At 34.8% G+C, this 20,879-nt stretch carries 21 protein-coding genes; 12 read left to right on the top strand and 9 right to left on the bottom strand.

Annotated elements, in window-relative coordinates:
• Positions 1–36: 36 nt before the first annotated feature.
• The gene (locus tag ABMA72_RS10090) at positions 37–1,338 is read right to left on the bottom strand and encodes a hypothetical protein (protein WP_393057029.1); all 1,302 of its coding nucleotides are present in this window, start codon (positions 1,336–1,338) and stop codon (positions 37–39) included.
• On the opposite strand from ABMA72_RS10090, the gene ABMA72_RS10085 reads away from it, so the two are divergent.
• Complete coding sequence (locus tag ABMA72_RS10085; protein WP_393057027.1) at positions 1,337–3,667, top strand: Smr/MutS family protein; 2,331 nt, start codon at positions 1,337–1,339, stop codon at positions 3,665–3,667. The two genes, ABMA72_RS10090 and ABMA72_RS10085, sit on opposite strands and share 2 nt — an antisense overlap.
• On the opposite strand, the gene lepB is transcribed toward ABMA72_RS10085, so the two are convergent.
• The 5 genes from lepB to ABMA72_RS10060 all read right to left on the bottom strand — a co-directional run bounded on the left by lepB (position 3,651) and on the right by ABMA72_RS10060 (position 8,457).
• Positions 3,651–4,376, bottom strand: coding sequence for a signal peptidase I (lepB, locus tag ABMA72_RS10080; protein ID WP_393057025.1), 726 nt, complete (start codon positions 4,374–4,376; stop codon positions 3,651–3,653). The two genes, ABMA72_RS10085 and lepB, sit on opposite strands and share 17 nt — an antisense overlap.
• The gene (locus ABMA72_RS10075) at positions 4,373–5,584 is read right to left on the bottom strand and encodes a penicillin-binding transpeptidase domain-containing protein (RefSeq protein ID WP_393057024.1); all 1,212 of its coding nucleotides are present in this window, start codon (positions 5,582–5,584) and stop codon (positions 4,373–4,375) included. The genes lepB and ABMA72_RS10075 overlap by 4 nt, the downstream gene beginning before the upstream one ends.
• A gap of 4 nt (positions 5,585–5,588) precedes the next feature.
• Positions 5,589–6,191 carry an SAM-dependent methyltransferase gene (locus tag ABMA72_RS10070; RefSeq protein WP_392861191.1) on the bottom strand — a complete coding sequence of 201 codons (603 nt, stop codon included), beginning with the start codon at positions 6,189–6,191 and terminating at the stop codon, positions 5,589–5,591.
• Positions 6,192–6,645: 454 nt separating this feature from the next.
• On the bottom strand, positions 6,646–6,807 hold the full coding sequence (locus tag ABMA72_RS10065) for a hypothetical protein (RefSeq protein ID WP_392861192.1): 162 nt from the start codon (positions 6,805–6,807) through the stop codon (positions 6,646–6,648).
• Between the two features lie 138 nt (positions 6,808–6,945).
• Positions 6,946–8,457, bottom strand: coding sequence for a hypothetical protein (locus ABMA72_RS10060; protein WP_393057022.1), 1,512 nt, complete (start codon positions 8,455–8,457; stop codon positions 6,946–6,948).
• Between the two features lie 255 nt (positions 8,458–8,712).
• Between ABMA72_RS10060 and fliD the strand changes: the two genes are divergently transcribed.
• The 11 genes from fliD (at position 8,713) to ABMA72_RS10005 (ending at position 18,472) form a co-directional block, all read left to right on the top strand.
• Positions 8,713–10,080: a flagellar filament capping protein FliD gene (gene fliD / locus ABMA72_RS10055; RefSeq protein WP_393057020.1), complete on the top strand. Its 1,368-nt coding sequence runs from the start codon at positions 8,713–8,715 to the stop codon at positions 10,078–10,080.
• 14 nt (positions 10,081–10,094) lie between these two features.
• Positions 10,095–10,484, top strand: a complete 390-nt coding sequence (gene fliS / locus ABMA72_RS10050; protein WP_392861197.1) for a flagellar export chaperone FliS — start codon at positions 10,095–10,097, stop codon at positions 10,482–10,484.
• On the top strand, positions 10,484–10,894 hold the full coding sequence (locus ABMA72_RS10045; protein ID WP_392861199.1) for a hypothetical protein: 411 nt from the start codon (positions 10,484–10,486) through the stop codon (positions 10,892–10,894). The genes fliS and ABMA72_RS10045 overlap by 1 nt, the downstream gene beginning before the upstream one ends.
• Before the next feature lie 108 nt (positions 10,895–11,002).
• Positions 11,003–11,701, top strand: a complete 699-nt coding sequence (locus tag ABMA72_RS10040) for a hypothetical protein (RefSeq protein WP_393057019.1) — start codon at positions 11,003–11,005, stop codon at positions 11,699–11,701.
• A gap of 9 nt (positions 11,702–11,710) precedes the next feature.
• On the top strand, positions 11,711–13,354 hold the full coding sequence (locus tag ABMA72_RS10035) for a glycosyltransferase family 9 protein (RefSeq protein ID WP_393057017.1): 1,644 nt from the start codon (positions 11,711–11,713) through the stop codon (positions 13,352–13,354).
• On the top strand, positions 13,338–13,478 hold the full coding sequence (locus ABMA72_RS10030) for a hypothetical protein (RefSeq protein WP_392861205.1): 141 nt from the start codon (positions 13,338–13,340) through the stop codon (positions 13,476–13,478). Before ABMA72_RS10035 ends, ABMA72_RS10030 begins: the two co-directional genes overlap by 17 nt.
• Positions 13,479–13,487: 9 nt before the next feature.
• The gene (locus ABMA72_RS10025) at positions 13,488–15,161 is read left to right on the top strand and encodes a glycosyltransferase family 9 protein (RefSeq protein WP_393057015.1); all 1,674 of its coding nucleotides are present in this window, start codon (positions 13,488–13,490) and stop codon (positions 15,159–15,161) included.
• The gene (locus ABMA72_RS10020; RefSeq protein ID WP_393057014.1) at positions 15,158–15,778 is read left to right on the top strand and encodes a hypothetical protein; all 621 of its coding nucleotides are present in this window, start codon (positions 15,158–15,160) and stop codon (positions 15,776–15,778) included. Before ABMA72_RS10025 ends, ABMA72_RS10020 begins: the two co-directional genes overlap by 4 nt.
• Positions 15,727–17,232 (top strand): sensor histidine kinase, encoded by a 1,506-nt coding sequence (locus ABMA72_RS10015; protein WP_393057012.1) that lies wholly within the window; start codon positions 15,727–15,729, stop codon positions 17,230–17,232. Before ABMA72_RS10020 ends, ABMA72_RS10015 begins: the two co-directional genes overlap by 52 nt.
• Positions 17,213–17,575 carry a response regulator gene (locus tag ABMA72_RS10010; protein WP_392861212.1) on the top strand — a complete coding sequence of 121 codons (363 nt, stop codon included), beginning with the start codon at positions 17,213–17,215 and terminating at the stop codon, positions 17,573–17,575. The genes ABMA72_RS10015 and ABMA72_RS10010 overlap by 20 nt, the downstream gene beginning before the upstream one ends.
• Positions 17,576–18,472: an NAD(+)/NADH kinase gene (locus tag ABMA72_RS10005; RefSeq protein WP_392861213.1), complete on the top strand. Its 897-nt coding sequence runs from the start codon at positions 17,576–17,578 to the stop codon at positions 18,470–18,472.
• Between the two features lie 2 nt (positions 18,473–18,474).
• Here ABMA72_RS10005 and ABMA72_RS10000 read toward each other — a convergent pair whose 3' ends face one another.
• From ABMA72_RS10000 to ABMA72_RS09990, 3 genes are all read right to left on the bottom strand, one after another.
• Positions 18,475–19,197: a UDP-2,3-diacylglucosamine diphosphatase gene (locus ABMA72_RS10000; RefSeq protein ID WP_393057010.1), complete on the bottom strand. Its 723-nt coding sequence runs from the start codon at positions 19,195–19,197 to the stop codon at positions 18,475–18,477.
• 30 nt (positions 19,198–19,227) lie between these two features.
• Complete coding sequence (locus ABMA72_RS09995; protein ID WP_392861217.1) at positions 19,228–19,899, bottom strand: PilZ domain-containing protein; 672 nt, start codon at positions 19,897–19,899, stop codon at positions 19,228–19,230.
• Between the two features lie 116 nt (positions 19,900–20,015).
• The gene (locus ABMA72_RS09990) at positions 20,016–20,846 is read right to left on the bottom strand and encodes a flagellin (protein WP_392861218.1); all 831 of its coding nucleotides are present in this window, start codon (positions 20,844–20,846) and stop codon (positions 20,016–20,018) included.
• Positions 20,847–20,879 lie beyond the last annotated feature (33 nt).

The following is a 20,879-nucleotide window of genomic DNA, read 5'->3' as shown; positions in this document are numbered from 1 at the left end:
TGTCCTTTTAACTTATTTTAAAAGGGACATAGACCATTACCAACTAGTTGAAATTATTTCCTTCCAATTGACTTTAGGGAGAATCAAATGCTTCTCTTTCTTATAAATAACTTTACCTGCTGCGCCCTTTACTCCCTTAAGGTTTTCTACTTGAGTAAAAATAACAGGTATTTGATCTGCACTAAACTCACTATAATCGGCCAATATTGATGCTACGACACTGTATTTATCGAAATCGAAGCCCTCTAAATTTTTGGCAATAACGTGAGCACTCTTATCTCCATCAAGGTGAAACCAAATATCTCCTTTAGTCGACCATTTGCTTCGGATATAGTCATTTCCTTTTGTATTTAGGCCAACAGCAATTGAAATATCATTCCATTTGAAAATAGAGTGATCATCCGACTTATTAACTTCAGTACTTTTTTGTGCAACTTTTTTCCAAACAGGTACATTTATTTTTTCTTTAACAAATACGACTTTCTTAGACTCGATTTCTTTAATAACATCCGCAAGGCGCTTTTCTAGAAATTCTTCACCCTTTCTAAGTTTCTTTATCTTCGTGAAAATTACGTTCTTCTTTTGATAATAATTAAGGCCATAATCAAATTTTGCCTTAAGACTCTTATATTTAAATACGTGTTCACTTAGGTCCAATTCGTCATTGATTAACTTATTTTCCAACTCATGTCTGACTTGGCAATTTTCTAAATCTTTTTCAATAAACTTCTTTTTTCGCATTAACTTCTTATTATAAGTCGTCTCAGCTTTTTTATTAAATACTTCAGCTTCATCTAATATGAGCTTCTTCTCATTGATGTCTTTCTTATCTAATTGTTTACGTCCAAGTTCGTTGAAAATATCAAAGTAGTCTTCAAACTCAAATAATTGCTTCTTATTTGATTGCCACGGAGAAAAATGTAACTTCTTCCCTTCATTGAAGTACACATACGAGAAAAAGAGCTGACGGCCTTTCCAAAAAAGTAAGAGATTACTCTTGTCATAAAACTTAAAGTTTAAACATTTATCTTTTGCGTCGACTTCAATTTCACTTAAACGTGAATTTCTAATATTAGATCTTAAAAACTCTAAGAATTGATCTCGAGTTATTCGATACTCAGAAGGTATACTTGCAATTGAATCCCAAATTCCACAATGCTCTCCACCTCTTCCTAGTGTGATACAAAGATTTTTACCTCTGAGCCTCAATTGTAGTAGAACAAGTTTTCCAGAGGAAAAGATTTTTTGAATTTTAGGGTTTGTCGACACCCCATTTTCAAATAATTGCGCATTAATTTTATCGACATTTCGCCCTAGCTCTGAGAAATTTAAATTCATGAATAATCCAACAATTTTGTCACAAACACTGAGTAATATTGACTGGAGCAAGATTGCTTCTGAAATTATCACCCATGCAAGGTTTCAAGTTAATAAGAATATTATAGAACATAACCCAAAGATATTCGAATCTGAACAACTAGACGAACATTTTTATGACTTAAATGAGATTATTAAGAAAATTGATGAAACAGGTAATCTTGGTGATTTCTTCTTTAGCAACTTGAGAGATAGTGATGAAAATCACAATGCCTTAAATTATATTGCAAAAGGTGGCGTTGCAACACTGGATCAGCTAAATTTCTTAGCTAATACGATTGAGAACCTTTTTTCAACTAAACGTGTATTAAATTTTGGTAATTACCGAGTTTTCTTAGATGAATTAGTTAATAAAACACAGAGACTTAAGCAAAAGTTCATTAATCCCTTTCGCAAGTTTGTGGATGCTGATGGAAGTGTTCACTTAGAAAAGCACCCCGTTATTGCTCCTTTAATTCAAGAGCAAATAAGTCTTGAGAGAAGAATTCGTGAAACGATTAACTTTATTTTAAAAGATGAAGATATTTCAAAACGACTTCAAATGGATACCTTTGATATTATCAATGAAAGATTTGTCATTCCCATTAGAAGTGATTCCTATCGAAGTGATTTAGGTAGCATTGTTGCGAGATCATCAACTGGTAACACTCTCTTTGTTGAACCAGTTGCGACGAGAAAAATGTCTAATGAGCTAATTGAGATTAACTCAAAAATTGATTACGCAATTTCTCAGATCTGCAAAGGTTATTGTGACCTGATCAATAATGATCTCACAACAATGCGTGCTGTTTACTCATTCTTTATCGAGCTTGACTATACATATACATTAGCTAGTTATTCACATACTAAGGATTTCTGCTACCCAGAAGTTAGCCAAGATGGAACGACTAATTTAGTGGACTTCTATCATCCCCTTATTGAAAACTGTGTTCGAAATACGATCGAAGTTGAAAGTAAGATGAGAGGAATTATCATCTCAGGGCCCAACACGGGGGGGAAAACTGTTTCCATTAAAAGTATTGTTATTGCGCACCTATTTTTAAAGCTTGGATTATTTATTCCAGCGCAAAAAGCGAAGCTACAGTACAAAAGCGATGTGTTTTATTTTGATAGTGACTATCAAGACTTAGAAATGGGACTCAGTTCATTTGCCGGTGAAGTTCAAGTTATTCTCTCAATGCTTGAGAATATCCAAAATGATTCACTTATTGCAGCGGATGAAATCTTTAATTCGACATCTTCAGATGAAGCATCATCTCTAGCCTACTCAATTATTAACTATGTTACAAAAGAGCTAGGCTGTGACGTTTTAATTTCAACTCACCATCAGTTGTTAAAAACAAAGATACAAGAGAGCAAGGAATTTATCTCTGCCCATGTAGGCTATGACTTTGATAATAACACTCCTACTTATAAGCTAATTATTGGAACTCCAGGTTCATCAATGGCCCTGGAAATCTTTAATCGTCTAAGTAAGAAACATAATATACCTGCCTTCATATTAGATGATGCAAAAAAGATGCTTGATACAAAATATGTTACTTATGAAAGACTTTTACAAGACCTTTCAAAGAAGCAAGAAAGAATCAATAAAACACTTAAAGAAAATATACAACTTAACCACGAGCTTAAAAATCAAAAGAAATCTCAAGAAGGTATTCTATTTCTCGAGAAACAAAGAGCTTTTGACCAATATGAGAAAGAGATTAAAAAGATTATCAAAGGGCTTAATGATGTCAAAACCAAAAGTCTAAGCAATGAGATCTCTTCACTAAATAAGCAGTATGAAAGGCTAAAACCAAGTCAAGTTGAGAAGCCAAAAGAAGAAAGGCAAGTTGCAACAGAGATTAAAGTGGGTTCACGCTATTTTTGTGATCGCCTAAACTCGACTTGTGTTGTCTCAGAGATTAAGGGTAAGAATTGTGTTGTCGAAGTAAATGGTAAGAAAATTTCTGTACCAAAAGCATCACTCTTTGATCAACAAGGTATTAATAATAAAAAGCCTCAAAAGGCCAAGAAAGTTGAAATTAATGTTTTTAAAACGATCAACTACACGACCGAAGTTAATTGCCGTGGTATGCGCTTAAGTGAATTTCAACAAAAAGTCTTCTCTTGTATCGATGATCTAAGAATGGGCCATATTCCATATTTAATTATTGTTCACGGACATGGTGATGGAACCTTAAAGAAATGGCTTAGGAATGAGCTCAGAAGACAGCGAGATTTAAGTTGGTCACCGGATGAAGGAAATGATGGGGCGACACGTATTGATCTTACTCAATCGACTTAAAGATACGTTCTGACTTTATATTCATCTGCCCAGTATAGCTATCTTGCATCATTGAAAACCAGACGAAAAATGCACGGCCTCTGATATTTTCGAATGGGACAAAACCCCATGCTCGCGAATCAGAAGAGTTATCGCGGTTATCACCCATAACAAAGTAGTGACCTTCAGGAATTTTTGTCAGTGGATAATTAAGCTTATAGATATTATCCATATCTTTTTTCACAACAAATTTTTTGTCCTTCATTGTTGTTTCAAGATAGTCGTAATTATCATTATATTTAGTTGCTATAAGCTTTTCAGCTATTTCCTTACCATTAATATAGATCTTCTTATTCTTAATCTCTATGCTTTCACCTGGTAGGCCAATAACTCGCTTAATATAATTAATTTTTGGATCATTCGGATACTTGAAAACGATAATATCCCCACGCTCAACTTCATTTGTTCTTAGCAAATAGAAAGGATTTGAATTAACACCACCTAAGGCAATATCCGAGAAAGGAAGCTTGAGGCCATAGCTAAATTTTTCGACAAGAATAAAATCCCCTATCTCCAAAGTTGGAATCATTGACCCAGACGGAATTCGGTAAGGCTCATAGAATGAAGATCTGAAAGTGAGAAGAAATAAGATAATTAAAAATGAATCACGGCACATCCTAAGAAAGCTTTTCTTACGACTTGCTATTTTCTCTTCTAATATATCACTCACTTAATTCCTCGGTAGTATTTTGAAATAATCTCTTGTGCCAACTTAGTTGATTTAACATACCACTTTTCGTAGTTGATAATCATAATACACACAGAGATACCCTTATCGTCTAAATTCTTTTTAGGTTTAGCATAAGAAGTAAACCAATCCCTTTTACCGAATGGAAAGCCACCAGTAATTGAACCTGTTTTACCACCAATCTCAAGCTTATTAGAGATACGTCGGCTCATATATCTTCTAAATGTTCTTCTGGCAGTTCCACGCTTAATCGTCCCCTGCATTAGCTCAGAGAGCTCCTTTGCTGTCTCTAGACCGATGACTTGTTCTTTGCGAACTTCATTTTCCCAAACCGTCTGGTTCTGTTCATCAACAAGGTCAGTTGCGAGGCGAGGGTATTGAAGAACTCCCCCATTGGCCACAACACTAGATAAAACTGCACAGTGAACAGGAGAAATTTGTGTACGTTTATTAAAGCCTGAAGCGATCTCGGCCATGGCATAGTCTGTTTGTGGTATTTCAAAAGTAGACTTAGCTAAATCAATCTCTTCCATTAAGCTATCATTAAAACCAAGTCTTTTGGCCATATCCTCAAGCTCTTCTGGAGTTGTATTATTAATTGCGGCCTTCCCAAAGATAACATTATTAGAATAAGCAAAAGCCTTATCAAATGATGTCGTTCTCTGCCAGCGAGATTTCTTATTTTTTAGCTGGTACTTGTAAAGTGTCGTTCCACGCCCGCGATACTTAAATTTGTCGTGAATATCAAAATCTTCATTATTAATTAAATCTGCACTCGTTACAATTTTAAATACACTTGCAGCAGGATGTGTTCCAGTAAACGGTAGAAGGTAGTCAAAAACCTTTCCTTGACGTGTGAATCCAATACTAACAAGGAGATTACCGTTATTGTTATCCATAACAACGACTGCTGCCTTGTCTGGACGATAGTAGCGAAGACGCTTTCTTACAAAGCTTTCTAACTTAGGATCTGTTGAATAATTTACCTTATAAGATTTTGAATTATGCGAAATCGTTTGCTTGAATGGAGTTTTAGGATCTAAAAGTTGGCTCGAAAGGTAGTGCCTCAATTGTTGATTATCGATGACACTTGCCTTTGGCTGAACTTCTATTTTCTTTTGCTCGTCTTTTCCAACTAAAAAATATCCTATTAAGGCGAGCGGAGCTAAAACTAATAAATACTTATACAAAAACCTATACTTGAACACCTTTATAGCCCTTACCAATCACAAAGAACTCCTTACTAACCGAACGAGTTGATTTCGGCTTAAGGAAATGGAATTCTTTAAAAATACTTCTTTGTGATTTTAGAAAGACTTGTGCCTCATGGCCATCAAATACTTTAATAACGAAGTTACCATCTTTTCTTAAGAAGACATCTAAATGTGCAAAAACTTGTTCAATTAAATTTAAACTTCTAAGTTGATCAACAGAGCGAACACCAGTTGTATTAGGGGCCATATCAGAAATAACGACATCAAATTTACGATCGAAATCAAGCTCTTCGACTGTCGTTACATCGAAAATAGACTTCTCAAATAACCTGACGTTCTTAACTCCTAAAAGCTTCTTATTGACTGGCTTAATATCAATACCTACCGCAAAACCCTCAGGCCCTATCTTCTTGCTCGTATACTGCATCCAAGAACCAGGAAAGTAGCCAAGATCGAGTACATTATTACCCTTTTCGATAACCTTATACTTCTTATCAATCTCTTCTAACTTGTAAATAGAGCGGGCCAGGAAGTTTTCTTTCTTGGCCTTATTGTAATAATAATCTTTAACTTTAAACGTCATTAACTAAACCTTATATGTAATATTAGACTAACATTATTCAAAAAACTGAAAAAGTCGATTTTTGTAAGTACACGACATTTTTCTTACATCTGAGCTCGAAAAAAAAATTTCTTTTGTGAAAAAACTTATTGACTCAGGTTTTTTACTAACATTATTAACAGAGTTATCCACACTTGACCATAATGCTTGGTTATTTTTCATTAAATTAACTTTTACTAATGAAATGCCTTATTTTCAACACTTTACCCTTCATGTTGCGATGTGATGACAGGTTTTGACAGGTTGCAAGTAAACTTACCAACAAAAAATACCAACTTATCCACATATGCACATTTCAAAGTGCTTTTAAAGCTTGTCAATAATATTTTTCGAATAAATGAAGTAAGATTTTGGGGGATGAATTTACCTTATGCTCAAAGCACAATAATAGTTATTTCAATAAGGTAGAAGAGGATTACTCGGAAGTAACCATAAATTCTAGTTCATCACTACTTGCCAAAATTGCACCATACTCTTCCCCGTCATCATATGTAAATGAACTAGCAATCAGCTTGATACTACTATCAGCTGGATCGACAAATACAAATGGATGGGAAGTGGCTGCGTCTTTGCGCATTTTGTACGAATCAGAAAACTCTTCAAACAATTGTCTTGTTATATGAGACTTAAACAGATGAAACTCCCTTTCATCGTTAACGTTAATTTAATTATAGTTTAAATCTCATATAAATAAATAAATTTAAGTCCTAGGGTTTTAGTCAATTGCTCCAATCGTTCTAAGTAGGATCTTAACTCGGCCTTCAAAGTGTGAGTCTAGCAGACAAATAATAATATAGACTGCATAGATCATATTCCTAGAGCTTCTAAGGCCTCTAATCTTTTGAAAGATCACTTCAATAAGCAGGACACTAAAGAAAGCTAAGAGCCATAGTATCGAGAAGTCCTGAAAGGTTCTCGAGCTAAATAGCAGATCAATTAAAAGTAAGCAGAGAATTGAGATTGCGACCTTAATTGAAGAGTCATGTGAGATATTTAGAATCTTATGCTTTTCACTGCGAGTTTGGGCAAGAATCTTATACATAAAAATAACAAGGCCAAAGAACGAAAGCACAAAGAACGACTTACGTGAAACGAGTCTCGATATTTCTGAAGAAATAATATTTACACTCTCAATCATTCCGATCGAGATCGTGCTAGTAGATAAGAAGAAAAGAGATATCGATAAGAAAACTCCAAGTAACGTGTACTTAAAAAACTGTCTCTTATACCAAGCTGTTTCTTCTTTAAAAAAGACGAAATGGATCAATAGTAGCTGAACTACTAACAGGATAATATTGGACTTATCAATAACTGTCCCCCACGCACCTAAAAGGCCAATAAAAAGCCCTGAGCGGTACGTAGAACTCTTTGTCGACCAAAGAGTAGACCATACCCATACTACTGAGAAAGTCGTTAAAAGGGTAAAACCGTAATTATTAGCTAGTATCTTTGAAAATGACCACGAGGAAACTAAAGCAAAGACACCTAGTAGTGACAATCTTCTTGAAACAAAATTTCGAAGAAGCGCATAGAATGTCATTAGGAATAACGACATCGTCACATAGTAGAAGTGAATCGACCAAGAGAGGTTTAAGAGCTTTGGATACTTACTAAATGGAATATAGTTAATTGATATAAAATTCCAGAATGCTCCAGACACTCTTTCACTTGGATCAAAGAATAGTCTTAAAGAACTAGTTGAAAACAAGTTCGGTAGTTGTGGTAATGAAGTAAAGAACATGACGACTGTTAAGAAGAGTACCGTTTTTTCAAACTTATCAAGATAGCGATACTCGTGAAAGTTCGTTGATACAGACTCTTTAATAATCTTTCCTCTTGTTGGCCAAGAGTAAAACAGCCCCATTACAATCCACGTCACCCAGAAAATATTGTAACTCCACTTATGTGGCAGCAGGCTTAGAAGATTGAAGTATATCGCCATGAAGAACATCCCCATGAAAAGTCGATACACGACTCTATCGATTGATGAGTTTACTTTAAAATAGATCTTTAATCGGTGATCAATTTCTTTTCCAAGTAAGAACCACTGGGAAACAATAAACATTGAAAAGAAGATCATTGCGATGATTTGCCAAATCGGTGCGAGATTAACTTCTTTTTGTAGGTAGATTGGTAATAATAAGAATGTAAAATATGTAACTAGTCGAAATAACAAGAATTTTGTCTTTTCAATGTAAATATCCGACTTTTTTTCTAAAGTTTTCACAATAATACCCGATAAATTTAGTACAAAATCCCAATCCCAAAAAAATTACTTTCTCGAAAAGTACCCGCCCACAAGGCGGGTTTTTTATTTTCAGGGATTTACCCATTATAGCCCCTAAAACATCAAATGACGAAGGGGCCCTGCCTAGAAAATTATTCCACTAATGATGCGACGGAAAAAAAACCTCAAGTGTGATAAAATCTGAGTTGGAGACAAGTGTGAAAAGGATTTTCACATTTAAAATCAGGAGGATTTTTGTCGATAGCAATGGGCTCCATTAACACAGGACTTCCTAAGGATATTGTTCAGCAAATTATGAAGGCGGAACGTATTCCAATCCAAAATATGGAAGTACGTAAGGGTAAAGTCGCTGACAAGAAAGCTCTTGTTCAGGAACTTACATCCCTTGTTGAAGGAATGCGCGGAACCCTCCTCCAAAACGGTAGTGCTAGATCACTTAGAGAACTGAGTGTCATTGGTAATGATGATATCGTTGGAATCACAGCAGACAAAAACGTTGCGGAACCTGCAACATACCAATTTGAAGTAAAACAACTTGCGCAAAAATCATCGGCCATGACAAGTGGCTTTGCCGATCCTGAAGAAAGTTATATCGGCGTAGGCTTTATTCAATACTCACTACCAAGCGGTGATACAAAAGAAATATATATCGATGCAGATAATGCATCTCTAAAATCAGTCGCCAAGCTAATTAATAGGGATGAGGAATCAGGACTTAGGGCCAGTGTTATTAATGATGGCTCAGAGTCAGATACACCTTGGCGTCTTATCCTCTCACTTAAAGACACAGGCGATATTAATAAAGCAGACTTCCCAAACTTCTACTTCGTAGATGGTGAACAAGATTTTTATATAGAGTTTGAAAGAGAGGCCCAAGATGCAGTTGTTGCACTTGATGGCTTTGAAATTGAACTACCAGAGAATAAAGCTGCTGAGCTAATTCCAGGTGTAACGCTAGATCTTAAGAAAGCGAAGCCAGGTGATGAATTCACAATCAACATTAGTGAAGATGCTGGGAAAATTGGAGAAAAAGTAAAGTCACTAATTGATCAAATAAATGGTGTCTTCACTTTTATTAAGCAACAAAACACAATGGATGAAACAACAGATACATCAAGAACACTTGGTGGGGATATCCTCCTACAGTCCATTGAATCAAGATTAAGAAATGCCATATTTAAAGATATTCCACTAAAAGATGGTAGCACTTCTCGTATTGGAGAACTAGGTATTCAGTTTACAAGAGAAGGTTTACTTGAGTTTGATCAAAAGAAATTTCAAACCGTGATGGAAAAAGATTATGACCATATCGCTGAAGTACTAACTGGTCGATATGAAGACGGAACAAAAACTAATGGGTTCATCGACAACCTTAAGGAGACTGTTGGGCAACTTCTTCAGTTTCCAAACGGACTACTCTCTTCAAGAAAGAGATCACTAGAAAATAATATTGAAACAATTGATAGAAGGATTGCTCAAAGAGAGAACATGCTTCAACAAAAAGAGAAGAACTTAAAAGATAAATTTTCACGCTTAGAAGGAACCATGTCTAGGATTCGCTCTCAAGGTGCTGGCCTTGGCGGACCTCAGCCAATGGGGTAATTAAGGAGAAGTAAATGAGTTACGGTTTAGGAGCCTACAAACAAACATCTGTTAAAACAGCGAGTAAAGAACAAATCTTACTTATGCTTTATCAAGCTGCAATTAAGAACTGTAAAAGGTCAATTGAAGCTATCGAAAAGAAAGATATTGCAGGTAAAGGACAATATATAGGAAAGCTTCAAGATATTATTATTGAACTTAATAGCAGTCTAGATTTTGAAGTTGGTGGAGATGTAGCAAAAGAGCTTTCTTCATTATATGACTTTATGCTGTTTTCAAGTACACAAGCAAATATCAAGATTGATAAAGAGCCATTAAAAGGGGTACTAGAAGTCCTAACGACTCTTTATGAAGGATGGCAAGAAGCTGTTAAACAATTAAGAGTTGAGCAGAAGGCCAAATAATGGCGAGCATGGAGATCTTTGACAAGATCACTAGACATCTTGACCTCATGGGACTTCTTGTTAACTCAACGAAGTCCATGATTACTTCATGTCATAATGGCCGTTATGACCTAGTCGAACATATTTCAGAGAATAGAGAAAGATTGATTAATATCATTCGCCTACTCCAAGATGAGATAGAAAGTGAGCTACAAAATAATAAGGCCGTTTATCCACAGGAAGATATGGATATCTTCAAGGCATGGATTGGTGATGTTACAGAACTAGTTCAACAAAACCAAAGACTCGATGAGGAGTGCTTAAACCTCTTAGCTGAAGCAAAAGAGTCAACTACTAAAGAGATCTCAACAGTATTCAAAAAGCGTCAACAATTCCAGGGATACAACCTGAACAATGTAAAGAACAGGTAATACTAGACCAGTTTGCCCCCTTAATCGAAATTATAGTATAATGTGGTGGAGCTCTAGGATAGAGCTTCACTTATATAAAAGACCATTGGGCCTTAGGACGAGGAAATTATGGAATTAGTAAAAGAATCAGCACAAGCAATTCCTGCGAAATCACTTTCTTTTTTAGATATTCATTCTTATGAGATTAAGCAATCTCGTAGTAATTTGAAAGTACCCGTTATTAACGGAGTACATCTTCATTCGAATTATCATCCAGCAAAAGAAGCTAAGAAGTTAATCGCCAACATTGAACATCAGCTTAAAGAAAATAAGAATTTATTAATATTAGGTTTAGGATTTGCCTACCATGTTTATGAAGCCTGTAAACTTTTGGAAACTTACCATGGTCAAGATTACAAAGTTATTGTGATTGAACCCAATGAACAAACGTATACAGAGTGTATCAAAAATAACCTTTTCCCTAATAAGAATATTGAAGTCTATGCGACAGATTATGTTGCTAGTATTTACAAAGAAAAGAATGTTGCTTCATTTCTATCACAGAGGCCAACAATTCTTACCCATTCACCATCTTTTTCACTCTACAATACTTTCTATAAAGCATTCTTAGACTTTGAAGCAAGTATCAAGATTAGTGACTGCATTGAGCATATCAAGTCGAGTGAACTTAAATCTCTTTTATACAACGCTGATCAAGATAAGAGTATTGATCAACATATTGAAAGTGCAATTTATCAAACTAACCAATTTAAAAATAAAAATGATTTTTTACTCCTAGCATTTGATGCAGTTATCAAGCAAGGATAAGAGGAATAGATGAAAGATATACTTATTATCAATTTCAAAAGACATGGTGACATTTTTCAAATGGGAAGACTTATTTCTTCTATCAAGAACAACAACCCTGATGCAAACGTCACTGTTTTAATTAATAAAGAATTTGAAAAATCAGCGGAACTTCTTAACGGTGTAAAGAATATTATTACCTTAGATAGAAAGAAGATTGTAAGTTACAAGAAGAATAAAATCTATTCAAATGGCTTTGCTCTTGATGAGTTTGGAAAAACAATTAAAGAGATCAATAAAAGTTGGAACTTAGTAATTAACTACTCTAACGACCGTATCTCAACAAGCCTTGCATCATACCTAAACAAAGAATTCAAAGGTATTCAGTTCGATTTAAATTGCAATGTTAAGTACTCAAATGAATGGGCCGTCGTTTTCAACGATGTTTTAACGCAACAAAAATATGCACCACTCAACTTTAATGACTGTTATCACAAGATGGTGGGAATTGAAGAAAATAATTCATTCAACGCTCTACATGTATCAAATGAATACAATAAGGTTTGTCACCAAAACTTTTTAAAGATGAGAAAGGCAGAAGGAAAAGTTGATCCTAAACTAGTTGCAGTTCAACTTACTGCCTCAAACATTAATAAAATGATTGAGAGACAAGAGCTAATCAACTTAATAAATAAACTAAATAATAAAGAAGATACTATTCCACTACTCGTTATTGCACCAACGTCTGATGAGAGATCATATGCGAATAAGATCAACTCTGAATTGGAGCAAAAGGCCGTTACAATTGAAGCTCAATTCAGTGCTCTACCTTCAGTGTTAATTAATTGTGACCTTTTAATTACGCCAGATACGGCCATCAAGCATATGGCCGACATCTTAGATGTTCCAACAATTGAGCTTTCAATGGGACCATCTCCATTTTTAAAGCAAGGATCAACGAACCAAGAGAGTATCATTATCACGCCAAGAGTGAAGGATCGTGACTTTGCTTATGGCCCAAGTGCACATACAGAGAAGCAAGTTAGAAATAATGAAATTATCAAATCAGATGATATCGTTTACGCACTAGATAAATTCTTTCTAAACAAAGATGTTCAGAAGCTAGAAAACTCTGATATTTCAATCTATCAAGTTAGACAAGATGAACTAGGTGCATTCTATAAGAATATAGAAGGCCGTATGGATACTGAAATTGAACTAGAAAGGTATCTTTCAAGAGACTTCTTGTATCGAAAAATCGAAAGAAAATCATTATCAGGACATGGAATTGTCGAAAGTGACTTAAATTTTACTTCAAGCTGGCTAGAACAAGCACAGGGGGAGCTAATCAACTCTTCAAGACATGTATTAGCAGCAATCAAAGCAACACTGGCACAAGATACAGTGAAGCTACAACAAAAACTAACAGAAATAACTTCATACATGGGACACACATCAGATTACTGTGCACTACCATTCTTATTTTATAGAGCAAAAATTAATAATATCGAGAACCCGACTCTACCTGAAGTTGAGCATATTTTAATCGCATTAAAAAATGACTTACAAATACAATTTGAACAAATCAAAGAGGTTTCAAATCTAATCAGAGAAAGTCGCAGTAGATTACGTCAAGAATCTACAAAGGAATTATTAAATGAATCAAGATCGTAACACTTTAAAGACAGAATTCTTTAAAGAACTTGAAAGAATACAAGAGAAACAAGTTAAAAGAGAAAACTTGAGTGAAGATGATATGTCATTTTTATATCTATGCTCTGTTTTAGAAGAGGAATAGGAGAAATCTATGAACGCCTTAAAAAATGAAGCAGATACAAAGAAGACTATTGCTATAATTCAAACGACAAGAATTGGTGACCTTCTTCAAACATCTCATGCGGTTAAGCTACTTAGAGAGAATCATCCCGACTATAGGATTATCTTAGTTGCTCGCAAAAAATTCGCATCACCGATTATGTTCTTACTAGAGAAAGTTTTTGATGAAGTTATTTCTATTGAGCACAAATCAGCAATGGTAGGCGCTGAAAATGTTAGAGAGGCCCTATCAAACCTTAAAAAACAACTCAAACAAATCAATGACCAGAACATTGAAGTTTCGATAAACCTCGCATTCTCAAAGTCTGCGACCTATCTTCATTCATTAATAGATTCAAAGAATAAAGTCGGCCCTCACTTTAATGAGCTACACGAAAGAGTCATTACAGATAGATGGTCACAGTATCTTTACTCAACTGTTATGAGAGGAGATTTAAATCCTTATAATTTAGTGGATCTATTCTCATCGATTATTGGCACAACAAAGAAGCTTACCCACTTAAGCAACAAAGAGTTTTCAAATGAAAAAAAAACCAATTTATTAATTCATCCATTTGCCTCTAATGAAAAGAAAATGTGGAAGGCAAATCGCTGGGTTGAGGTAATTTACCAAACACTTAAAAAGAACGATCAAGTTAAGGTTTATATTTGTGGCGCCAACCAAGATCAGAAATCAACGGATGAAATTTTAAATTCAGAACTCATTAGGCCATATAAGAACAGAATTGAAGCTTGGATTGGGCTAGACCTAAAAGAGCTATATTCTAAAGTTGATAATTCTTTTCTATTTGTTGGCCATGACTCAATGATTGGAAACTTACTAAGCTTCAAAAACATAAAGACATTAACAATTTCTCTAGGAACAGTTAGGCCTCATGAAACAACGCCATACGCCCTAGATAATTATAATCTTGCTCCAAAGACAGAATGTGCACCTTGTTTCCCTAAAGATGAATGTAGGGAATACAAATGTCACAATGATGTTCCGTACAACATCACTCATCAATGTATTGTGCAATTATTAAACAATAACAGAATCAATATCGAGGAACTAAACAACTCATGTTCCTCTTTATCTCTTAGCAGAGTAAAGCTTTACCAATCAGACATGCTTGATAACGGCGATTTAGTCATCAATGAATTACTACATAAGGAACAAGATGCAAAAGAAGTTATGCGAAATTTCTATCACATTGCGTGGACTAGCATTTTTACTGAAGTTAACACTAGCATGGATATCCCTTCTTTTAATCTTCAAGCTAAAGCACAACTAAGTTCACACATCAAAGGAATCGAGACTCTTTACGAGTTATCAGAATTTGGAAAGAAGTACTCAAGATATATTATCGAAGAGATTAGCAAGAACACTCCTAGCTTAGAAGAAATTAAAAAATTCTCGGCAAAGCTAGATGAAATTGACCGTTTAAGCGATCTTGTCGCAACTTCATATCCCCTACTATCTCCAGTAATTGATTTTGCAAAAGTTGCTAAGAACAACCTACAAGGAAGTAATCTCGTTAGTTTATCAGAGGCAGCATTCTACACATATAATGAAATATCACTTATGTGCAGTGTCCTCTACGAGTTCTTCGAAAAATGCTCACTCATTAACAAGGCCAAGCAAGAGGCAAGGGAAAATATATGATCACTTTAGAACTAGGAAACGATAGCTTTTCTTTGGATGGAAATTCAATTTCCCTGAGACAGGCCATCACAGCAATCGAAACAGATGGTATTTCGACAAATGAATCAATCACAGGTGTCGTCATTGAAGGTAAGACGTTTCCAATTAATGAAATTGGTGAATTGTTAGACTACACACTAGAAGAGTTAGGATACCCAAGCCTACAAATTAAGAACTCATATGAATTAGCTTTTGAAGCACTCGAAGATTGTAATCGATATATTAGCGAGTTAATTGATAAGATCTTAATTACTACAGATGAATTCAATAAAGGTAATATCGATCAGGCCAATCTCTTCTTTGCCGATCTAATTGAGCTACTCGATCTTTACGTTCACTTAATCACAAGAATTCATGCGACTGCAAGAAAGGCCAACAAAGAATATTTTGCGGATAAAGAAGTTATTAAGAATCTTGAAATCCACCTATTTTCAGTGATTAAAGCGCTAATACCAGCTCGTGAAAACAATGATATTGTGATGCTTTCTGACTTGCTAGAGTATGAACTAATAGATAATCTTAAACAGTGGAAAATCAAAGCAATACCACTCATTCAAGAGTCGAAAATAAATTTCTAAATATCTATACTGATAAGGCTGTCTTGGAGTCTACCTTTCAAGACAGTCATTTTAAGACGACTTCAAAAAAAAACTCGCAGCTACAAATCACAAAAATCAATAACTCAGAAATTGAATTAAAACTAAATAGTAAGAAATTCGTTCTATTGAATTCGCAAGATTTCATACTTGATAAACTTCGTGATTCCAAAGAACTTATTTCACAAATTGATAAAGAGTATCAATTTAAAAAGAAAGATAATATTCGTTCATTTCTTAAATATTTAACGATCGCAGAAGGTTTAAACGGCTTTAGTTCAACTCAGATGTTGATCCATCAAAAAGGTACAACCAATATTTATTCAATCACCTACAAGAACGATGAATATTATGAAACCTATCAAGAGCCTACCTTTTTCAATACCCTCTTTGCCAAAGTGAGAAAGAGTAAAAATAAATCCTTTGATCAAAAGGAATTACTAAATAAAGACATTCAACTTGATGGACACTTCTTGGCCAAAGAGCTTTCTTTTCGTGACTACAACTTAATTATACTTTTATCACGTAACGATCTATTCCCCATTGCTGAAACGGATCGATCTATCTTTAATGACCTAATTATCAAATCTATTCCCAAGTTATTTAATATTATTACAATTGAGAGTAGCAGACAGTCTAAATTAGAAAGTGATCGTATCTTATCAAATTTCCCTATCGATTCATTCATAATCGAAGAGGACGATGTTAAGATTAATCAAATTGGAATTGAAGACCACCAACAAGATACAAGTTCCCTGCACCATGAAAGGATCTTGCTTATGGGTGAACTATTAAACACCTTGAGACACGAGCTTAGTAATCCCCTGTTTGGGATCGATCTGTCTCATAATTTACTTATTGATCAAACGAGTGATTTTGACGTCAAAGATACACTCTCTCATATTTCAAATAGTGTGAAACGATCACAAGCAATTATTCAAGAGTTTTCAAACCTCTATAAAGACGACGAAGAATTCACTTCAATTTCTTTAAAGAATTTAATTTCGGAAACTATAATTTTAACTAAATCTGAATCACGTTCTCACAAAGTAAATTTCAACATGGAGAATGATATTGAAATCATGTCGAATGGAACACTACTTAGCCAAGTAATATTTAATCTACTTATCAACAGCTCCCAGGCCCTAAGTGAGAACAAAGTAGAAAATTCAAAAATAGACATTCTCGTTAACGAGTCACCAAAACATATTCTTATCGATATAATAGATAATGGACCTGGAGTACCTGATTCTTTAAAGAATAATATCTTTAATCCATTCTTTACAACAAAAGAGACGGGAACAGGACTCGGCCTAGCAATTTGTAAAAATTTAACAAAGAAAATTAATAGTGATATTTCACTAATTAATAGCAGTGAAGGTGCGTACTTTCAAATTAGCGTCCCTAAGGTACACAATGAAAATCCTAGTCGTTGAAGATGAGCTACTAATTCAAAAAACTATTGTCACATTACTAAAGCGAAAAGGCGTAGATGTCATGTCTACAGCAAGTGGGAAAGAGGCAATTGAGCTTATCAAAGCAAATAATTATGATCGAATTATTTGCGATTTAATGCTTCAAGATATTACTGGTTTTGATATAATAGAAGAATCCAAAACAAAGTATAATGAAGCTGAAATATCAAACATCTTCTACATAATTACAGCTTACAGCTCAGAACAAATTGTAGAACGTGCTTCACTATATGGATGTAAGGTAATTCAAAAACCTTTTGATGATATCAATAACTTTATCAATGAAGTTACAGTAGAGGAATAAATGGCATTAGCAAACAAAGTAGCAATTATCTTAAAGCCTAAAGTAGTTTCAGAGTTTACGACAGTATTACCAAATCTAACTAATTGGCTTAAGAGAAGAAAAGTTGATGTATTCTTCGAAAAATCACAAGAAGCAAGAATCTTAAAAATCTTTAAAAACTGTAAGTCTGAAGATTTCAACTTCATTAATAGAGACGAGATTTCTAACAAATGCAAAATCCTTATCACTCTTGGTGGCGATGGTACTCTTATAGGAGCAGCAAGAACTAAAGATATAAAAAAGTTAAATATCTTTGGTATTAACATGGGAAATCTAGGTTTTATTGCTGAGTTTGCTAAACATGACTTCTACGACGGGCTTGAGATGGCCCTTAAAGGAAAGCTCAAAACTCGAAAAGTCCAAATGTATCAAGCTGAGATTACAAGACCAGGACAAAAGAAAATAAAACTTAACTTTTTAAATGATGCCGTGATTACAAAATCAGGTATTTCGCGAATGTTTAATCTTGAACTAGAAGCCAATGGTGAAAGTATTTATAACTTGGCCGGTGATGGCCTCATCGTCAGTACACCAATTGGATCAACAGCGTACTCCTTAGCAGCAAATGGACCAATTCTACATCCTAGCGTAAAGGGTGTTGTCCTCACACCAATTTGCCCACATGCCCTCACACATAGGCCAATGGTACTGCCTGATAATGAAACCTTAAGTATTATAATTCCACGTGGACAAGAAGATATCTACTTAACGATTGATGGCCAAAAAGAATTTAAGCTAGAACCAAAAGATGAAATTCAAATAAAGAAGTCTAGAAGCAGTCATGTAAACTTCTATATTAATGAAGAAAGAAATTACTTTAGAACGTTAAAAGAGAAATTTAAATACGGCCGCCGCTAATTTTAATCGAGATTCTTAAATTGGTAACTTTCATTAATCATCAGATACTTATTTGAAGCAGGAACAAAGCCACAATTATAATATGAAAAGCTATCAGATTTAAACTCATCTTGATAATGACTATGTCCGCATATAATGACATCGACATTATATTCATTTGAGGCAATTTGAGCACTCTTTCTAAATTTATCTCGAATACTTCCATTAAGTTGAGTCTGGCCATACCTTTTTTCATTTCGCTGTCGACTTTTATGAGATAGATAATCCCCAATTGCTTTCACAATTTTATAATTAAAAACATACTTAGAAATAAGGGCCAAAGGATAACTTCTTATAAAACCACGCCAAACCTGATAACTAAAATTCTCGATTTCTATCTCGTCACCATGACAAAAAAGAACTTTTTGATCATTAATTATTTCAACAAATGGTTTCGTCTTTACGATAATTCCATTATCTGTAAGTAAGTCTTCAATATGAAAATCATGATTACCTTGAATATAGTAGACTGGTATACCAAGAGCAGTAATTTCTCTTATACGATTAAAGAACCAATCATATTGTTTTTCGTATTCCTGATAACTTCCAACCATTAAATCAAATATATCTCCAAGAAGATAAATACGATCATTTTCATTAAAGTTAATAGCGAGAAAATTTTTAAGATATTCAGAATTTTTTTGATCCCATTTCACATGGACATCAGATATCACATAACTGCTCATAGAATTATCATATCGGAATAGCAAAGATAATCAAAGAAGATCTTTCATTAGTTTATCGCATCCACTTTGTAACTTCTTAACATGCTTACGATATTCTGGGTTATTTTCAATGGCCACTGCTATACGAAAAGCACCATATGGAAATCTCGATATCTGGTATGGTTTTATCTTCTTCTTATTAACAACACTTCCTTTTACATGAATTTTTTCATTTGCAAATACAACTTCAAAATTTAGAACTTCATTCTTATTACTAAAGAGCTGTTCATATTGAGAAGCTCCTAAGACAAATGAGACCCCTCCTTCACTGATATCAAAAATCTCATATTTCAAATTTTGAAAACAGCTATAAAGTGGAATGAGTGGTTCAAAACGCTCATGTTCTCTTCTTTCTAATCTCTTCTCTTTTATTGGATATGAGATTTCGAGACTATTGCCATGAGAGGCATTTAGCTCGCTGATAAAGATTAACTGTAAATCGGGAATATAGAATTTAAGAAGTCCTGGTCCTCGTACGAAGTGGGCCAAGCTATCTCTTAGGCCATCTTCGATAGTTAAAAAGATCTGTTTAGAAAAGGCATTGAGACTTTTAATTTTGGCCGGAAGCCTAACAATATTTTGATCAATAACATCCCAGATAATGACTTCACTGCCTTCTTTGATGGACTCAATAATATCTTGTTCAAACTTCTTTGTGCTCATCTATTTCTCAATTCCTATCTTTCGACTCCCAACTTAAAAATGCGGTCTCGATTCTCTCCTGCACGAGACCGCTTTAATTATTTAAGAAAGGAGTGGGGGTGTGTCCCCCATTTTTATTAACCTACTAATCTAAGAGCAGCTGAATTGATATTATTAGCTTGCGCTAATGATGCAATCCCTGCCTGCTTAGCAATATTAGAAGAAGCAAGTTGCGATGACTCATATGCCACGTCTGCATCTTCAATAACTGATCTAGAAGCATCTAGATTCGTCGCCTGAATCTCAAGGTTGTTTACAGAAGACTGTAGTCTTGACTGAACAGCACCAAGATTCGCTCTTTGTTCAGATAAGCTGGTGATGGCCTCATCGACATTTTCCATCGATCCTCTTGCATCATCTTTAGAAGCAACACTTAGGCCCGAAATATTAAGTGCTGATGCCGTTGCATTCGTTTGAGAAGGGTCGTATTGAATCTGACCACTCTCACCGGCAAAAGTACCAACCTGAATATCCATCTCTGAACCTGATCCATTAAGTAATGAGATCGATCCGAATTTTGTCGATTCTGCAATTCGGTCAACCTCTTTAACGAGTTGCTGATATTCTTTATCAAGGAAGCCACGCTCAGTATCACCGATCGTATCCGATGCGGCCTGAACTGATAGCTCTCTCAATCTTACTAAGATATTACTTGTTTCATTCATGGCCCCCTCTGCGGTTTGCACCATCGAGATACCATCATTTGCGTTTCGAGAAGCCTGACGTAAACCCTTGACCTGTGCTTCCATATTCTTAGCAATCGCTAAACCGGCAGCATCGTCAGCGGACTTATTAATCCTCTTACCACTCGATAATTTCTCCAAGGCCTCCCCTGAAGCTTTCCCTGTCTGTTTAATGTTTTTCTGCACCATTTGCGCAGCTGTATTAGTTGCAATACGTAAACCCATTTTTTTCTCCTTTCCTCACGTCCTACTAAAAAT

The sequence above is a fragment of the Halobacteriovorax sp. CON-3 genome (assembly GCF_043196995.1).
Classification (GTDB): Bacteria; Bdellovibrionota; Bacteriovoracia; order Bacteriovoracales; family Bacteriovoracaceae; genus Halobacteriovorax_A.
Note: the sequence above shows the minus strand (reverse complement) of the source record. Positions and strands in the feature narration are given on the sequence as shown.

Bases quoted from the DNA above. Each gene is read 5' to 3' on its own strand.
- ABMA72_RS10005 (WP_392861213.1), top strand. From the start codon at position 17,576: ATGGCATTAGCAAACAAAGTAGCAATTATCTTAAAGCCTAAAGTAGTT.
- ABMA72_RS10030 (WP_392861205.1), top strand. From the start codon at position 13,338: ATGAATCAAGATCGTAACACTTTAAAGACAGAATTCTTTAAAGAACTT.
- ABMA72_RS10025 (WP_393057015.1), top strand. From the start codon at position 13,488: ATGAACGCCTTAAAAAATGAAGCAGATACAAAGAAGACTATTGCTATA.
- ABMA72_RS10020 (WP_393057014.1), top strand. From the start codon at position 15,158: ATGATCACTTTAGAACTAGGAAACGATAGCTTTTCTTTGGATGGAAAT.
- ABMA72_RS10090 (WP_393057029.1), bottom strand. From the start codon at position 1,338: ATGAATTTAAATTTCTCAGAGCTAGGGCGAAATGTCGATAAAATTAAT.
- ABMA72_RS09990 (WP_392861218.1), bottom strand. From the start codon at position 20,846: ATGGGTTTACGTATTGCAACTAATACAGCTGCGCAAATGGTGCAGAAA.
- ABMA72_RS09995 (WP_392861217.1), bottom strand. From the start codon at position 19,899: ATGAGCACAAAGAAGTTTGAACAAGATATTATTGAGTCCATCAAAGAA.
- ABMA72_RS10085 (WP_393057027.1), top strand. From the start codon at position 1,337: ATGAATAATCCAACAATTTTGTCACAAACACTGAGTAATATTGACTGG.
- ABMA72_RS10045 (WP_392861199.1), top strand. From the start codon at position 10,484: ATGGCGAGCATGGAGATCTTTGACAAGATCACTAGACATCTTGACCTC.
- ABMA72_RS10000 (WP_393057010.1), bottom strand. From the start codon at position 19,197: ATGAGCAGTTATGTGATATCTGATGTCCATGTGAAATGGGATCAAAAA.
- fliS (WP_392861197.1), top strand. From the start codon at position 10,095: ATGAGTTACGGTTTAGGAGCCTACAAACAAACATCTGTTAAAACAGCG.
- ABMA72_RS10040 (WP_393057019.1), top strand. From the start codon at position 11,003: ATGGAATTAGTAAAAGAATCAGCACAAGCAATTCCTGCGAAATCACTT.
- ABMA72_RS10070 (WP_392861191.1), bottom strand. From the start codon at position 6,191: ATGACGTTTAAAGTTAAAGATTATTATTACAATAAGGCCAAGAAAGAA.
- ABMA72_RS10010 (WP_392861212.1), top strand. From the start codon at position 17,213: ATGAAAATCCTAGTCGTTGAAGATGAGCTACTAATTCAAAAAACTATT.
- ABMA72_RS10065 (WP_392861192.1), bottom strand. From the start codon at position 6,807: ATGCGCAAAGACGCAGCCACTTCCCATCCATTTGTATTTGTCGATCCA.
- ABMA72_RS10035 (WP_393057017.1), top strand. From the start codon at position 11,711: ATGAAAGATATACTTATTATCAATTTCAAAAGACATGGTGACATTTTT.